Genomic DNA, 16,542 nt, shown 5'->3' with positions numbered 1-16,542 from the left:
TGGAATGTCTACTTCGTCTTTGATATAGACATGGGCCAATTGATGGTCTGCCACGGCAAATGCCTTGCAGGTGCCGGCATCCAAAGTTTCCCTTCCCAATTCATCTTTTACCACAATGCAGCCTTCTTTCCTTAAGATTCTGTTGATATGGATAGGGTTATTCACCGATGTGATGCCGTACTCAGATAGGAGTATTACCTCTGTTCCCTGCTTTTCAAAATAGGTAATCAGGTCTTCTGCCACTTTGTCGATTTCCCTGAGGTCCTTTTTTATTTTTTTAAAGTCCAGGCCGTATCGCTGCAAGCCATAATCCAAATGAGGAAGGTAAATCAGGTTAAGGATAGGACTGAACCATTGGTCTACTTTTTTGGATGCCTCGGCAATCCATTGGGTGGATTCGATATTGGCATTGGGTCCCCAAAAAGAAAAAAGCGGAAACTGTCCCAATTCCTGCTGTAACCTGTCCCTGAGGTCCATGGGTTGGCTGTGAATGTCCGGTAGTTTTCTGCCATCCGCTGGGTACAAGGGCCTTGGGGTAACTGCGTAATCTACAGTGGAATACATATTGTACCACCAAAACATGTTCGCACAGGTGAAATTGGGGTCCTGATTTTTCAGCTTGTCCCAGATTTTTGGTGCCTGCACCAGATGGTTGGACTGTCTCCAGAATTTGATTTCGCATTCGTCCCTGAAATACCACCCGTTGCCGACGATTCCGTTTTCTTCAGGCCATTCTCCTGTGAGGTAAACCGACTGGGAAGAGCAGGTCACCGCAGGTAATACAGGTTGGATAAAGTTCTTTTGCCTCTTTTCTATCCATTTTTTGAGAAAAGGGGTATGCTCTCCGATCAACCTAGAGGATAAAGCTACAATATTGATAACAGCAGTTTTTTTCATTTTTCAAAAGTGTTGATGACCCATTCCATTTCACGGGTAATGGAGGAAGAGAGTTCTTGTCTAAGGGCCTTGTCCAATACATCCCAAGTGTAAGTTTCCACTTCCAAATGGCTGCAGACTGGATTTTTTTTAATCTCCTCCAGCACATGAATGATGTCCGACTGGGTGGAGGAAAGGTTACCATAATGTGCTAAGAAAACAGGCACATGAAAATGAATCCTCATTTCCTCCAAAGCTGTTTCCTCTAGTATGGCAATCGCTTCCGGTAGGTCTGGGTAAGATTGGAGCTTACCGGATGCATCTCTTCCAATGACCTGATGCAGGTAAGTGGATTCGGCCAGGGGGTTGAGTTTTAATTGAAGGTTTTGTCTTTCATTTAAATCTGATGGAACGTCCACTTTCAAAGCCGCCGAGATCTGGATTTTGCCAATTTTGATGCCTTCTTCCTGTAATTTTCGGAAGGTATCTTCTGCCTTTTCATATACAATGGCAAAGTGGCAAACATCATAGCAAATTCTGATATGGTGTTTCAGCAGCTGCTCCGCTGCAGCGGAGGAAATCCCCAGTTTCTCCACCAGCCATGCACCTCCTTTTGGGATCAACCAGTCCCTGAAAAACCAAAGTACTTCCTCAGTATTTTCCAAAATCCCGTCAGGTTCGGGCTCTACATCCAAATGGAGCGTTTTCTGTGTTTTTTGCTCTAAATGGTGCAATTCAGCAGTAATTTCAGCTAATTGGTCACATGCGATTTGAAGCACTTTATCCCTTTCCAAGTTGGCATCAAACCAATGCCGGTAAGAAATGGGGGAGGTGGAAATACTGCCTTCCTGACCTATGGGTGTTAATGCTTCCAGGATACGAAAGAGTCTGAGTGTATATTCCTTCCTGGCAACTGTAGACCAATCCGGTTGGTGAACATGGTCTTTGACCACCGTATGATGGAAATCCCCATAAGGAAAGCCGTTCATGGTGAAAACATAGCAGTCTTCAACTCGCAACCAGTCTTTAAACTCCCGGAGCTTTTCTGCGGAAATCAATGTTTCGCTGGCCTGATTGGAAAGCCTTAGGCCAATACCAAAAGGACCTTTTATCCCCAAGTTGGATTTGACTTTTGGAATGTAATCTTTGAGGCTTTGGAAAGTGTCTTCCCAGGTTTCGCCAGGATGGATATTGCTACAATAACTCAGGTGATGTCCTTGTATCTGCATGGCCCTCAATTCACGTTGGTAGTTTTATGCATGGATTCCAGATAGGCAATAGCCTTCCGTATCAATTCATGGTCCATTTCATGTACTTCTTCCCCTTTTCCTATGGCTTTGAGCAGCATAATAGTCAACCTGCCCCCGAGGTGTTCTCTGAATTCCTCCAGTCCTTTGATCAGGTTTTCTCCTGTCAGTTCGGGAACAAATAAGTCGAAGCCCAAGTCAGCAATCAGTTTCAAAATCCTGTCTAAATCATCTTGTCCAATCCATCCTTTCAAAAAGGAATAGGTACTGTCCAAAGCGATGCCTATGGCTACCGCTTCGCCATGTCTTAAATCAAAGTTGGTCAGGTATTCCAGCTTATGTGCTGCCCAGTGCCCAAAGTCCAAGGGCCTGGATGAACCCATTTCAAAAGGATCTTTTCCTGCGATATGGTCCAGGTGCATCTGTGCGCAGCGGATGATGGAATCCTTCATGGGGACCATCTCTCTTCTGGCCAGATCATGGGCATGCTTTTCCATCCATTGGAAAAAATTCACATCCTTGATCAGAGCAACTTTGATGGCTTCTGCCAAGCCCGATCTCCAGTCCCTGTCGTCCAAAGTTTTTAAGAAATCAAAATCATTGATGACCAGATAAGGGGTGGCAAAGGTGCCTATGTAATTTTTCTTTCCGAAATAATTGATGCTGTTCTTTACCCCAACGCCAGAGTCATTTTGTGATAGCACGGTGCTAGGGATTCTGATATGCCTCACCCCTCGGTGGGAAATCGCAGCAGCAAAACCTACCATGTCCAAAACCGCTCCACCGCCTATGGCCATGATATAAGCATGCCGGTCAATGGCGTGCAGGTGGGTAGCTTCTACAATTTGCCTGACCAGGTTTTCATCGTTTTTTGAAGCTTCTCCACCGGGAACAATCATTGGGGTGGCGCAAAGGAAAATATCCTTTTTGTAAGCTTCAAAATATTGCTCCAGCTTTGCAATCAGATCAGGGTGAGCTTCAGTAAGGCCTTGGTCCAGGACAATGAAAATTTTTGCGGGATTTTCAGCCCTGAGATGATCTGCCAAAAGGCTATTGTTTGGATCAAACAGGCCATGGGTAAAGCATACCTTATATTGGAAATTGACTGCAAAGGCCTGTTGAAGTACTGTATGTGTCATTTTAATCGAGGCGTTGAAGCATCAAGTTACGGCAAATATTTTTGCCAATCTTAGTGAAATAGGAAGAAGGATCAAAATGCAGAGCCCTACCCACCAACCAGAGAAGCTGGCGGCAAGGGAAGCATTGAGGATGATCAGGGAAATCACAGCGGCTTTTACGGATTTTCCTATCAACTGGGGCTGCTGCAAGCGCATGGCCTTGATCAGTGGAGGTAGAATCATATAGGCAAACAAACATACAAAAGGAATGACCATCCATCCCGCATTTCCTTCCATAAAGGCAATGAAGAGAAGCGAGGCAATGATAAGGATATAAATAACTAGACCCCCGATCAGGGCATTTTTGTTTTTTCCATGAACTTCACCTCTGCTGATCATGGTGATGGCAGATACATAAGCCAAAGGAATCAGGCCCAAAGCCCAGAAATCAGGTAAAAGCTCAGGAATGACGGAAATGCCCAATAATAAATTGCCTGCCCGGCAAAGCCCCATATTGATCGGTCCGAAAATAGCCTGATGCTTTCCCCAGGCATCATAAAGCACTGCCAATAGGCCTACAGCAAGAGCAATGAAGCCGCTCCAAAGATTAACCTGGAAGGCAGCCAAAACGCCAAGTGCTATCAATAATGTAGCCATCCATATGGCATTACTTTTTTTTACTTTCCCACTCGGAATCGGCCGCTCCGGCCGCTCTATGGCATCCAGCTTGGCGTCAAATACATCATTGAAGGCTACACCGCCGCCATACAATCCTATGGTGGAAAGGCTTAACCAGATCAATGGGAGGACATAAGCGTTCCCTATTTCGGTATTTTGGGAGAGCAAAAGTGCGGCAGCGCCGGAAACAGCAAAACCTGCCCAAATATCAGCAATGGCTGTGATGATGTTGGCAGGTCTTGTGAGCTGTAAGTAAGCTTTGATATTTATGGCTGCCATTTTCTAATTCTCCACAGCATCTGAAGATCCTTCTACCCTTGGTGTTTGGCCACCCCGCAATACAGAATTGCCTGCATGTTTCAACCTCTGATCAATTGGTTCTGGATTTAACCAGTCCGACTCCTCCATCTGCCCACTTTGTGAGTAAGCAGCCAGGGCATTTTGGTAGCAGGTCATGCGAATATGCTCTTCAGGGATACCATGCTTGCGCATCAATGCGGCAGTTTTGGGAACCGCCAATGGATCGCTGATGCCCCAGTCGGCTGCAGAGTCTACGATGATACGCTCAGGTCCATATTTTTTTACAATCTCCACCATCCGGTCACTGCCCATTTTGGTATGGGGGTAAATGGTAAATGCAGCCCAATAGCCCCTGTCCAAAACTTCTTTGACAGTTTCTTCATTGTTGTGGTCCACGATCACCATGTGTGGAGGCAGTCCATGTTCCTCACTGACATCCATGCTTCGGGTAGTCCCTTTTTTCTTATCCCTGTGCGGGGTATGGATGAGCACTGGCAACTCCACTTCTTTGGCCAGGTCCAATTGAAGCCTGTAATATTTGTCCTCGGCGGCTGTTTGGTCATCGTAGCCGATTTCCCCTATGGCTACCACCCCTTCTTTGGTGGCATACAAGGGTAACAATTCCATTACCTCTTCAGCGAGTGCCTCGTTGTTGGCTTCTTTGGAATTCAAACCGATGGTACAGTAATGTACGATGCCAAACTGTTTGGCCCGGAATCGCTCCCAGCCCACCAAGGTGCTGAAATAATCCTTGAAACTGCCCACTTCGGTTCGGGGTTGACCCAGCCAAAAAGCAGGCTCAATAATCGCCACTACCCCCGCCTTTCTCATGGCTTCATAATCATCTGTAGTTCTGGATACCGCGTGAAGGTGGGGATCTATGTACATTTCCATAATTTTTCAGGTTTATTGTTTCATCATTGGACCTTCATTCAGGGCCCTTAGGTTTGAGTTTTTAATTTTTGATCAGGGTTTCGGCAAAGCTTTTGCCTATGGATTCCCAAGTGATATTTCCTGACTCGATTTCTTTTTGAATATCAACAAACTTGGATAGGAGTGCTTTCCCTTTCGGGAAGGAAGATTGATGACAGGCCAGTAAAGCTGCCTGTTTTTCCAGTAAATCTTCGCTATCCATGGCTTTTTTGATGTCCTCAAGTCTTGAATCATTGAGAAAAGGGGATACGTATCGCCATAATTCCGGCATCACATTCCGTCCCGCGGCCCATCTTTCATGGGCAAAGTCGATGAGGATGCTGGCCAGGTTTTCATTGGCGCGTTGATCTGCGTGTTGAATCAGAAATAAGGGCCTTTGCATAAATACAGCCTTTAGCAACATCTGATTCCAGGCCCTTTCATCAAAATATTCGGATGGATAGGGATTGTCCAGGGCTACCGCATCAAACACCAATGTCATATTGGTCCTCAGTCCCTCAATGGCCCTGTCGGTCAATTTGTCCTGAAAGGGATAAATTGGCAGGGCAGCATAAAGGCTTTTGAGTTCCTGCATGTCTCCGGTTTCAAACAATTGGTTCATGGTCTTGAACCAGAGTCCTTCATCCTGCTGGGGAAAAGACAAAATCAAAATCGTCCTTGCTGCCTGCAATTTGTCCCAGGCGGATGGGGTTAAACCTTTTCTAAGGTTTTCGGCTTCCTTGGCTTGAAATTCGCTTACCTGTAATGTAGATTTATCAAAATATTTTGAGGCCTTGCCAAAAGCGAGGAAAAGCTTCATGGCTTTGGCGCTTTCATTGATTTCTTTGCTTTGGTTTTTCAACCAATTCATGGAATCGGATTCAGCCTGTTGGCTGAGCAGTTCAATCAAATAATCCTTTGCCTGCTCCGTTACATTATGCGCTGACATGACTTGAGGGTTAATTGGGGAAATTTTTTGCTTGCAATCTAGGTGTAAATTTAAAGATTATACCCACACTTGGAAGGAGGCCTTGATAAAAAATACCCTCAATTCATATAGGTGGAAGAAAACCTTTTTTTGTGGTTAAACTTAAGGGCAGATAACTTGAGTAAGTAAAGATTGAAGAAAAAGTAGGGGAGTAATCAAGTTGGACCCAAAATGCCTAACTGGGTGTTATTTTTTTCATGCAATTTTTATGAGGGGTAGTATTATTCGAGTTTTCAGTCTTTCTGATAAATCCTTTCAAAAACTTCAATCATAAGCAGGCTTTTTTGTTTATTTGTTAAGTCATATCCATCCACGCACTATGAGAAACCTATTGTTGAGACCGGGAGCGGAAGAGTTGAATTATGAAATCCGGGGCATTGTCAAAAAGGCCCGGCAAATAGAAGCACTTGGATATCCCATTACTTGGGAGAATATCGGTGATCCCATCCAAAAGAACAACAAGGTTCCTCATTGGATGAAAGCCATTGTGTCCGATTTGGTAGCTCAGGATAAAAGTTACGGATATGCGGACTCCAAAGGCGTGTTGGAGACACGCAAGTTTTTGGCAGGATTGAATAACCAAAAGGGCGGTACTCAGATTACAGAAGAGGATATTTTGTTTTTCAATGGGTTAGGGGATGCCATTGCCAAATTGTATCAGTTTTTGATTCCTACGGCCAGGATTATTGGTCCTTCCCCTGCTTACAGCACACACAGTTCGGCAGAGGCAGCACATGCCAACACAGCACCGATCACCTATAAACTTGATCCGGACAACCAATGGTTACCGGATATGGAAGACCTGTACAATAAAGTCAAGTATAATCCCTCCGTGGTCGGGATTTTGATCATTAACCCGGATAATCCCACGGGCATGGTATATCCCAAGCAGGTATTGGAAGGCTTTGTCAAAATTACCAGGGAGTTTAAACTGCTGTTGATTGCAGATGAAATTTACCAGAACATCACCTACAACGGGGTGAGTGCCGTGTCCTTGGCAGAAATCATTGGGGATTTACCGGCCATTTCTTTGAAAGGGATCTCCAAGGAGTTTCCATGGCCGGGTTCAAGGTGTGGCTGGATGGAATTTTATAACAGAAATGCTTCCAAAGAATTCAGCAAACTGGTGCAGACTTTGGAAAATGCCAAAATGATTGAGGTCTGTTCCACCATACTTCCACAGCTTTCCATTCCGAAAATCATGAGCCATCCTGAATATAGAAGTTACAGGATGTCAGAGAATATGAAAATTGGAAACAGGTCCCGTATCATGGAGGAAATTTTAAGTGATGTTCCGGGACTAAAATTCAACCCTACTAGAGGTGCATTTTACAATACCATTGTATTTGATCCTGAGTTTTTGCAGCCCGATCAAGAATTGCCCATAGCGGATATTCGGGTCAAAAACCTGCTGGAGGGTTGGTTGCAGCAGGAACCTGACATGCCTTTGGACAAAAGGTTTGTCTATTACTTATTAGCCGCTGCCCAAATCTGTGTGGTACCGATTTCTTCTTTTTGCTCTGACCTGCGAGGTTTCAGGGTAACTTTATTGGAAGAAGATGAGCAGGTATTCCGTGATACTTTCCAAGGTCTGGCAGAAGCCATCAAGTCCTATCTCATGTCCTCAGAACGGGTTTCTTCAGTAGGTTGACGGTCTTCTCCAGATGGCAGCTAGGAAAGCTTGTCGCAAGTTAGAGTCTTCCCTTTTGCTGGAAAACCCCTCATGTTCTCTAACGTCCAATGGTTCCTTGTACTCGAATTTTTCTTCGGGGAGTTCCATCTGAATATTGACTAATCCATTGAGATCAGGTTGTCCGGCATTGACCCACGCAGTGTACCAAAAATCAGCGGCCATTTTGATGGCCCTTTTCATCTGTCTTTCCACTTGTCCGTCCAAAAGGTCGTGATAGGCTTTGGTAAATTCCATCGAATATACCCTGGTATTGATGCCGTTTCTTTCTTCGTAGCTGTATTTTTTGTCCTCAGAAAACCTGTTGCTGACGATTATTTCGAAGTGCAAAACGGAATCCAAAGCGGCATGCGCCTGTTCGACAGCCTCCCAAATGTGGTATTGTGGCCTTTCCAGGTACATGGCCTTGCCAACAAAAAAATCATATTCTTCAGCCAATAATTCCGGAATCCTGCTTTCCCAAAATCCATGGATACCGTATTGGTTGGTCAATTGGCCGTTGTAATTTTTGGTGGTATGTAGCGGCACATTCATATCCCCGATATAATGCCCCAAATCAGCCGCTAATCTCAAAATGGCTTTGACGTCTTTTTTCTTAAATGCCTCCGTGAGTTTAAGTTGGGTTAGGTAAACATTCCAAGGGCCGATGCCTTTACGGCGCAGTTCTTCCTCCGAATATACTTCCAAGGCTTGATGCCAGTAACGTGGTAATTTAAAAACAGCGCTGTCTCCGAAGGCATCGATGTCAATAAAATGTTTTTCTGCCTCACCCAGCACCGCATACCTTCTTCGGTCCGGATTCACGGCATTTTCTGTAATGTAATTGATGTGGTATTTAAAAAAACCGATCATTTCCGGCGGTAAAGAATAAACAGCCTGTCTATTGATTTTTCTATGTGCGAAAAACCCCCATCCGAAAAGCTCATTTGGCAAGAAAAGTATCCAAATAATGGTAGTTAAAAAGTATCTCATGCTTAAAAATAAACAATTGTCTTCTTATTGTGAAATAAAAATATGTTACATTTGTGGCCTTACGGCGGAAATAAATAAAAATATTACCGATTTTCAGGCTTAACCAGGTTTAGTTTGTAAATCCCTTTGTGTTTCAAAATTAATGTATTACATTTGCACTCCGTTTAGAACTGGGGCGAAAAAAGAATTTAAGTATTAAAAGATATGGCAAATCACAAATCGGCACTTAAAAGAATCCGTGCAAACGAAGCCAAGCGTTTGAGAAACAGGTATCAGCACAAGACTACCAGAACCTTCATCAAAAGGTTGAAAACTACAACCGACAAGGCAGAAGCCCAGGAATTGTTGAAGACCGTAACATCTATGATTGATAAACTTGCCAAGAAGAATATCATTCATAAGAACAATGCTTCCAACAAGAAGTCAAAATTGACAAGAATGGTCAACGCATTGGCCTAATTGATAAAATTATCCGATTAAATGGTCCTGACCTCACGGTCAGGACTTTTTTTGTTTATGGACATCAGGTATTTTTATGCTGACCTGATACAGCGCTATCAAGTAGCTTTTCAATGGATCTTTAAAACTCAACGTTAATTTTTATGGAAGATTATCTTTCTATCAAAATTTCTCAGTTGGCAGAGGAAGACCGGCCAAGAGAAAAACTTTTGCTCAAAGGCAAATCTGCGCTTTCCGATGCAGAATTATTGGCCATCTTATTGGGTTCGGGCACCCAAGCCCTCAGTGCGGTGGATTTGGCCAAATACATTCTCAGTTCGGTGAATTATGACCTCTCCCAGTTGGCCAAATTAAGTGTCACGGACCTGAAGAAATTCAAGGGTATCGGAGAAGCCAAAGCCATTACCATAGTGGCTGCCCTAGAACTGGGCAGAAGGAGGAAACTGATTAATGAAGTCCCCAAAAGGGCCAAAATCAGTTCTTCTGCGGATGCGTATCATTTGATGAAACCTGAGTTGATGGATGAACCGATCGAGCATTTTTATATCTTATTGCTTAATCGCAACAATCAGGTGATCAAAAAACAGTTGATCAGCAGGGGAGGAACCAGTGGTACGGTAGCAGATCCCAAGATTATTTTCAAACATGCCATTGATGCCCTGGCTAATTCGATCATTTTGGTTCACAACCATCCTTCAGGAAATTTAAAACCTTCTGAACAGGACAGGCGTTTGACGAATAAGCTAAAATCTGCGGGAGATAGTTTGGATATAGCTGTGATCGATCATATCATTTTCACAGATGTTGCCTATTTTAGCTTTTCAGATGAAGGTTTGATATAGTCATGCAAAAAAGAAATATTTTAATTATTGGTATTTTCGTAGTGGTGGGGCTGGCATTCTGGTACACTTTGACCAGGTCCACCGATGAAGAGATTTATGTAGAAAACATTCAAAAAGAGCGGGAAAGGCAGTTTAGGTTTCTGAAGTTCAACCTGGATTCCCCCTTAGAGGACCATCAAAAGAGTGAGCTGACTTCTTTGAGTTTTTATCCCATAGATATGTCTTACAGGGTAAGGGCCAAGATGGTTCCTGCAGAAGACAGGAGGATGCTTGAAATTCCTATGACGGATGGTACGGTTGAAAAATACCTCAAACACTCTTATGCCGAATTTCAATTAAATGGTCAACCCCTGCGGCTATTGTTATTGCAGGCAGCCAAAGAATCCGATAAAAGGAATTTTTTCCTGGCTTTTGCTGATGACACCAGCGGGGAGGAGACCTACGGAGGTGGAAGGTATATCAATCTACGTCAGGATGGGAAAAACAGCATTACCATTGACTTTAATATGGCCTATAACCCCTATTGTGCCTATAATCCCGATTACGCTTGTCCGTTGCCCCCCAGGGAAAATATTTTGGAAATCCCGATAAGGGCAGGAGAGAAGGATTATAAGAAGGATTGATGGGAGATGGGAGAAGCGAGAGATTAGAATCAAGAAGCAAGAAAAATTGAATTTCGGAAGGCGGATTTCAGGACCGACCGTAAAGAAATCAGCCCTTTGGCTGATTTTAGGGAGGTGCCAGGATGCAGGGCCGGGAAAAAAACCATTAAGAGTTAAGGTTTTAAGGTATTCATCAAGGTAATTACTTAAAATAGTGAAATAATAACCCCGATAGGGGTTTAATCCCTTAAGGGTATTTGCCCCGGGTGGAACCCGGGGTTGAGAGGTAATTTTGATATTTGGGAATCCCGACTCCAAGGGAGTCGAACTCTAGATAAGAAAATGAAATAAGTTTCAAGTATTTTCAGGACGATACATAGAGACAAGAAACAAGAATCAAGAAGCAAGAGTACCAAGTACCATGTACCAAGTATTTAGGAAGTGGAAAGTAGAAATTAATCGCTAAGATCTTATCCCTCAAAAACTTTTTCCTAAGCTAATTCCACCCCATAGAGGAAAGAAAACGGGGGGAGGGCTTACATCCAAATTAAGATTGAAACCAGGGGTATAACCAACGCGGAAAAAGAATCCTCCTTCCGGTTTTTGGTACCGATAACCGAGCCGGAAGAAGATTATTGAATTGAAAGATACCTTTTCCTGAAGGGTATTAGTTTCAGTATCGAGGCTTATGCTTTGTTCAGTCAATAAGGAAGTGCCTGTTCCCAGTTCAAGATGGTGGCTTGTTTTTCCCCAAAGAAGGCTAGCTTCGATTGGAATTATAGGCGTCCAGTGTGTAGTAGTAACTTGTTTGACATACGAAAAACCTGCGCTGCCTGAAAATTTAAATGCACCTTTTTGATTAAAAATGCGGCCATAATTGATACTGTATAAAAATCCGTTGCCGCCAACTTCTGCATAAATCGAATTCTTGGCTGTAAAAACTTCGGCCTTTTCCTGTGCTGATACTTGGGTTATGATACCACATAGAAAAAGTAGAAGCAATAGATGTCGGATTTTTTTTGAAATTGCCATAGTAGATGAGGTTATTTTGCAATGAATTAAATATGCCAGGGCAATCCGTAATTGAAAAGTAAAACTAAAAAATAAAAAAAAACAAGTGTTTTTAGTTTTAATCACTAGTATCTACATTTTTCAGGCATCCACTTCTTAGCTAAGGCAATTCTCTTAAATTTGTGCCTTGTTCTGAACTGAAGTGTATACATGAAGATATCCGTCAATAGATTAAAAGATTTTATCCATTTTGAAGAATCACCCGAAGAGATAGCAGCCCTTTTGACAGGGAGTGGTCTCGAGGTAGAAGGAATTGAGGTTTTTGAATCCATCCAAGGCGGTTTGGAAGGGGTAGTAATTGGAGAGGTACTGACCTGTGAAAGGCATCCCAATGCGGATAAACTCAGCCTCACCACCGTGGATATTGGAGACCAGGTAGTCCCGATTGTTTGCGGTGCCCCTAATGTAGCCAAAGGCCAAAAAGTAGTGGTGGCCAAAGAAGGCTGTACCTTATACCCCATTTCAGGGGAACCTTTTGAAATCAAGAAAGCAAAAATCAGGGGAGAAGTGTCCCAGGGAATGATCTGTGCAGAGGATGAAATCGGGATAGGTGAAAGTCATGCCGGGATCATGGTTTTGGATACAGACCTTCCTAATGGCACGCCTGCTTCGGCGTACTTTGAGGTAGTAAGTGCCTCTGTATTGGAAATCGGTCTGACACCCAACAGGGCAGATGCCGCTTCCCATTTGGGTGTGGCCCGTGATCTGAAAGCCCTACTGAAGCGTGATATTTGCCTACCATCCGTTGAGGATTTCAACGTGGACCATCAGGCCAGACCCATTTCGGTGGAGGTGGAAAATCCGGCCGATTGTCCACGATATGCAGGGTTGACCATATCCAATGTAAAAGTTGGCCCTTCTCCGGCATGGCTTCAAAATTACCTCAAAGCATTGGACCTGGATCCTATCAATAACATTGTGGACATTACCAATTTCATTTTACATGATTTGGGGCAGCCATTGCATGCATTTGATGCTGATAAAATCTCTGGAGGTAAGATCATTGTCAAGAAGCTTCCTAAAGACAGCCATTTTGTCACCCTGGATGAAAAGCAGAGAAAACTTTCAGGGGAAGAGTTGATGATCTGTGACCAAGAGGGAGGACTTTGTATTGCGGGAATTTTTGGAGGGAAAGGATCTGGTGTATCCGATGCCACTACTTCTATCTTCTTGGAGTCAGCTTGTTTTTCTCCGGATGTGATCCGAAGAGGTTCTCAGTTTCATGGCCTTAAGACCGATGCTTCTTTCCGTTTTGAAAGAGGCACTGATCCCAACATGCCGGTTTATGCTTTGAAGCGGGCTGCTATGTTGATCAAAGAAATAGCAGGAGGGGAGATTTCCTCAGAAATTGTGGACCTGTACCCTGAACCTGTTCAGGACAGGATCATTGAAGTCAGCTATGCCCATATCAATAGACTGATAGGCAAAGTTTTGCCAAAAGGGCAGATCAAAGAAATTTTGGAGAGTTTGGAAATCAATTATGTAGAGGAATCCGAAACCCACATCATGGTATCGGTGAAACCTTACCGCGTGGATGTGGAAAGAGAGGCCGATGTGATTGAAGAAATTCTCCGGATTTATGGCTTTGACAATGTGGAATTGTCAGAAAACCTTCAATCGGATTATCTGGCGGAGCATCCGGCTAAGGACTTCAATAAATTACAATACCGATTAAGTGAGTTGTTGTCAGGCATGGGTTATTTTGAGATGATTACCAACTCCCTGACCAAGCCCCTTTATGCAGAGAAATCAGGATTTTTGGATCCTTCCAAAAATGTAGAGATTTACAATAAGCTCTCCGAAGATTTGGGGGTGATGAGGCAAAGCCTATTATTTACGGGATTGGAGGTCTTGGCGCATAACATCAACAGAAGGCAAAAGGACCTCAAATTCTTTGAATTTGGTACGGTTTATGCCAAGGAGGGGGATGCTTATCAGGAAGGCCGAAGGCTGGCTTTGTTCCTCACAGGGGATAAGGCTGCCGAGAGTTGGTTGGAACCTTCCCGTCAGGTGGCCTTTTCTGATCTTTATGCGGTGGTGGAGTTGATTTTGGAGAAACTACACATCGATCAGGTGGAAGTGGAAATTGTGCATGTGGCTCCTTTTGATTATGCCCTTCAATTGCGCCTTGGAACCAAGGAATTGGGGAAAATTGGGGTGGTTCAGGAGCGTATCACCAAATTGGCGGAAGTTAAGCAGGAAGTGTTATTCGCCGAACTGGATTGGGATTTGCTGATGAAAAAAGCAAAAGGCTTGAAAAAGTACGGGGAAATCTCCAAATTTCCAGAAGTAAGAAGAGACCTTTCATTGGTCATTGACAAGACGGTTACCTTTGATCAGATCAAAAAGGTGGCATTGAAAGCCGGAGGGAAGCTCTTGCAGCGCATTGGCGTGTTCGATGTCTATCAAGGTGATAAAATTGATGCCGGGAAAAAAGCCTATGCCTTGAGTTTTTACCTTCAGGATACCGAACAGACCTTGACAGACAAGGTGATTGACAAGGCCATGGACCGCCTTATCCAAAGCTTTGAAAAAGAAGTGGGTGCATTTATACGGAAATAGACATGATGCAAGAAGAACTCCAACGATTGGAAGGGCTTACCCAAAAAGTGGAAGCCAAAGTACAACAACTTGAACAGGATAACCATGCATTAAAAGAGGAGCTTTTCGTGTTGAGAAACAGCCTGGAAGAAAAGGAACAGTTGTTGGAGGATTTTAAAAATCAAATTAAAATAGCTAAACTTGTAAGTAGCTTACCGGCGGAAGGTTCAGATTCTGCCGAATTGAGAGAAAAGATCAATAATTATATAAAGGAAATCGATAATATCATTGCCTATTTGTCTGAATAGTATGGAGACACTTTCAATAAGATTGAAGATCGGAGACAGGGAGTATCCCATGAAGGTAAAGACAGAAGATGAGGCCAAAATCAGGCTTGCTGGCAAAATGATTAACGATAAACTCAAAAAATATAGAGAGGAGTTTGGATTGGATGATAAACAGGATTTGTTGGCCATGGTTGCCTTTGATTGCATGGTGCAATCCATGGAACAAAACGAAATCAATGCTGAAGACAGCAAATTGGTTAAATCCAAAATTATTCAAATCAGTGACAAACTGGCATCTCTAATCTGATTATTTCATTCTCATTTCGGGAGCATTTTTCTTTTCCGGTAGGTAAATTATATACAAAAACCTATGGGAGAGTCAATATACATCATCATTGCAGGCGTTTTGGGCCTGGGAATAGGGGCTTTAATAGCCGGCCTTTTTATCAAGAATAACAGTAAAAAGTTAGAGGCTGAAGCCAAAGAAAAAGCTAAAAGTATCCTCCGTGAAGCTGAAATCAATGCTGAGGCATTGAAAAAAGACAGAATTCTTGAAGCTAAGGAAAAGTATCTGAAATTAAAATCTGAGTTTGAAGATGAGGTTAGTAAAAAGAAAAACATCATCATAACCAACGAGAACAAAATCAAACAAAGAGAACAGGCACTTTCTAAGGAAATTGAGCAAATCAAACGCAAAGAAGCCGAGTTAGACAGCAAAAAAGAAAACCTTAATGCACAACTTCATTCCGTTCAGATAAAAAAAGAGGAATTGGATAAGGTTACCACTCAGCGCATCGCTGATTTGGAGAAAATTGCTGGGCTGACCAGGGACGAAGCTAGAGATCAGCTGGTGGAGATGCTCAAAGATGAAGCGACAACTAAAGCTTCTTCCCAGATCAAGGATATTTTGGATCAAGCGAAATTGACGGCAACAAAGCAGGCCAAGAAGGTGGTATTGGATACCATTCAGAGAACAGCGACGGAGCATGCGATAGAAAACTGTGTCTCGGTTTTCAATATTGAGTCAGATGACGTCAAAGGAAAAATTATAGGTAGAGAAGGAAGAAACATCCGTGCTTTGGAGGCGGCTACAGGTGTAGAGATCATTGTAGATGACACCCCGGAAGCGATCATTATTTCAGGCTTTGATCCTGTTAGAAGAGAGGTGGCGAGGCTATCCCTTCACAGGTTGGTACAAGACGGTAGAATACACCCGGCACGAATAGAAGAGGTGGTCAACAAAACCGAAAAAAACATTGAAGAGGAGATTGTAGAAATCGGCGAGAGAACCTGTATCGATTTGGGTATCCATGGTCTTCATCCTGAATTGATCCGAATGGTGGGCAGGATGAGGTTCCGTTCTTCTTATGGACAAAACTTGTTACAGCACTCTAGAGAAGTGGCAAAACTTTGTGCCACCATGGCAGCTGAATTAGGGCTCAATGCCAAGCTGGCTAAAAGAGCTGGATTGCTTCACGACATAGGTAAAGTTTGGCCCGAAGAGGCTGAATTGCCTCATGCTATTCTGGGGATGGAGCTGGCCAAAAAATACAAAGAGCATCCAGAAGTGTGCAATGCCATAGGAGCTCACCACGATGAAATAGAAATGACCTCTATGATATCGCCCATTATTCAGGCATGTGATGCCATTTCTGGTTCAAGGCCAGGAGCAAGGAGGGAAATTATGGACAGCTACATCAAGCGATTGAAGGAGTTGGAAGATATGGCACTGAGTTTTGATGGTGTCAATAAGTGTTATGCCATGCAGGCAGGTCGGGAGTTGAGGGTACTTGTTGATGCAGATAATGTAGATGATCAAACAGCCAGCAAACTTTCTTTCGATATTTCCCAAAAAATAGAAAAGGAAATGCAGTATCCCGGTCAGATCAAAATCACCGTAATCCGGGAAATGCGGGCAGTCAATTATGCCAAATAAAAATTAAAACCATTGTGAAATTA

Annotated in this window: 16 protein-coding genes; 8 read left to right on the top strand and 8 right to left on the bottom strand. The window is 43.3% G+C overall.

Annotated features, from left to right (window positions below):
- The 6 genes from B879_RS17145 to B879_RS17120 form a co-directional block, all read right to left on the bottom strand.
- Positions 1 to 897 (bottom strand): alkaline phosphatase family protein (locus B879_RS17145; protein WP_040401009.1); only part of this gene is annotated, 897 nt, incomplete at its 3' end.
- Entirely contained in the window at positions 894 to 2,105 is a 1,212-nt protein-coding gene (eboE, locus tag B879_RS17140; RefSeq protein WP_009186482.1) for a metabolite traffic protein EboE, read from the bottom strand. The genes eboE and B879_RS17145, both read right to left, overlap by 4 nt.
- A gap of 5 nt (positions 2,106 to 2,110) precedes the next feature.
- Positions 2,111 to 3,262 carry a 3-dehydroquinate synthase gene (locus B879_RS17135; protein ID WP_009186481.1) on the bottom strand — a complete coding sequence of 384 codons (1,152 nt, stop codon included), beginning with the start codon at positions 3,260 to 3,262 and terminating at the stop codon, positions 2,111 to 2,113.
- Between the two features lie 21 nt (positions 3,263 to 3,283).
- Positions 3,284 to 4,198, bottom strand: a complete 915-nt coding sequence (eboC, locus tag B879_RS17130; RefSeq protein WP_009186480.1) for a UbiA-like protein EboC — start codon at positions 4,196 to 4,198, stop codon at positions 3,284 to 3,286.
- A gap of 3 nt (positions 4,199 to 4,201) precedes the next feature.
- Positions 4,202 to 5,113, bottom strand: coding sequence for a TatD family hydrolase (locus tag B879_RS17125; RefSeq protein ID WP_009186479.1), 912 nt, complete (start codon positions 5,111 to 5,113; stop codon positions 4,202 to 4,204).
- Between the two features lie 61 nt (positions 5,114 to 5,174).
- A complete protein-coding gene (locus B879_RS17120; protein ID WP_009186478.1) occupies positions 5,175 to 6,080 on the bottom strand; it encodes an EboA domain-containing protein in 906 nt (301 codons plus the stop codon).
- A 358-nt stretch (positions 6,081 to 6,438) separates the two neighbouring features.
- Between B879_RS17120 and B879_RS17115 the strand changes: the two genes are divergently transcribed.
- Complete coding sequence (locus B879_RS17115) at positions 6,439 to 7,770, top strand: pyridoxal phosphate-dependent aminotransferase (RefSeq protein WP_009186477.1); 1,332 nt, start codon at positions 6,439 to 6,441, stop codon at positions 7,768 to 7,770.
- Here B879_RS17115 and B879_RS17110 read toward each other — a convergent pair.
- Positions 7,759 to 8,781 carry a zinc dependent phospholipase C family protein gene (locus B879_RS17110; protein WP_009186476.1) on the bottom strand — a complete coding sequence of 341 codons (1,023 nt, stop codon included), beginning with the start codon at positions 8,779 to 8,781 and terminating at the stop codon, positions 7,759 to 7,761. The two genes, B879_RS17115 and B879_RS17110, sit on opposite strands and share 12 nt — an antisense overlap.
- A 204-nt stretch (positions 8,782 to 8,985) precedes the next feature.
- Between B879_RS17110 and rpsT the strand changes: the two genes are divergently transcribed.
- From rpsT to B879_RS17095, 3 genes are all read left to right on the top strand, one after another.
- Positions 8,986 to 9,240, top strand: a complete 255-nt coding sequence (rpsT, locus tag B879_RS17105) for a 30S ribosomal protein S20 (protein ID WP_009186475.1) — start codon at positions 8,986 to 8,988, stop codon at positions 9,238 to 9,240.
- 143 nt (positions 9,241 to 9,383) lie between these two features.
- Positions 9,384 to 10,082 (top strand): RadC family protein, encoded by a 699-nt coding sequence (gene radC, locus B879_RS17100; RefSeq protein ID WP_009186474.1) that lies wholly within the window; start codon positions 9,384 to 9,386, stop codon positions 10,080 to 10,082.
- A 2-nt stretch (positions 10,083 to 10,084) separates the two neighbouring features.
- Positions 10,085 to 10,705 (top strand): DUF1684 domain-containing protein, encoded by a 621-nt coding sequence (locus tag B879_RS17095; protein WP_009186473.1) that lies wholly within the window; start codon positions 10,085 to 10,087, stop codon positions 10,703 to 10,705.
- Positions 10,706 to 11,161: 456 nt separating this feature from the next.
- Here the strand turns inward: B879_RS17095 and B879_RS17090 are convergent, their stop codons facing one another.
- A complete protein-coding gene (locus tag B879_RS17090; RefSeq protein ID WP_202949654.1) occupies positions 11,162 to 11,821 on the bottom strand; it encodes a hypothetical protein in 660 nt (219 codons plus the stop codon).
- 84 nt (positions 11,822 to 11,905) lie between these two features.
- On the opposite strand from B879_RS17090, the gene pheT reads away from it, so the two are divergent.
- From pheT to rny, 4 genes are all read left to right on the top strand, one after another.
- The gene (gene pheT / locus B879_RS17085; protein ID WP_009186471.1) at positions 11,906 to 14,317 is read left to right on the top strand and encodes a phenylalanine--tRNA ligase subunit beta; all 2,412 of its coding nucleotides are present in this window, start codon (positions 11,906 to 11,908) and stop codon (positions 14,315 to 14,317) included.
- Between the two features lie 2 nt (positions 14,318 to 14,319).
- Positions 14,320 to 14,604, top strand: coding sequence for a hypothetical protein (locus B879_RS17080; RefSeq protein ID WP_009186470.1), 285 nt, complete (start codon positions 14,320 to 14,322; stop codon positions 14,602 to 14,604).
- Position 14,605: 1 nt separating this feature from the next.
- Positions 14,606 to 14,890, top strand: a complete 285-nt coding sequence (locus B879_RS17075) for a cell division protein ZapA (protein WP_040401007.1) — start codon at positions 14,606 to 14,608, stop codon at positions 14,888 to 14,890.
- Positions 14,891 to 14,953: 63 nt separating this feature from the next.
- Positions 14,954 to 16,519, top strand: coding sequence for a ribonuclease Y (gene rny, locus B879_RS17070; RefSeq protein ID WP_009186468.1), 1,566 nt, complete (start codon positions 14,954 to 14,956; stop codon positions 16,517 to 16,519).
- Positions 16,520 to 16,542: the final 23 nt, after the last annotated feature.

The organism is Cecembia lonarensis LW9 (genome assembly GCF_000298295.1).
Classification (GTDB): domain Bacteria; phylum Bacteroidota; class Bacteroidia; order Cytophagales; family Cyclobacteriaceae; genus Cecembia; species Cecembia lonarensis.
Note: the sequence above shows the minus strand (reverse complement) of the source record. Positions and strands in the feature narration are given on the sequence as shown.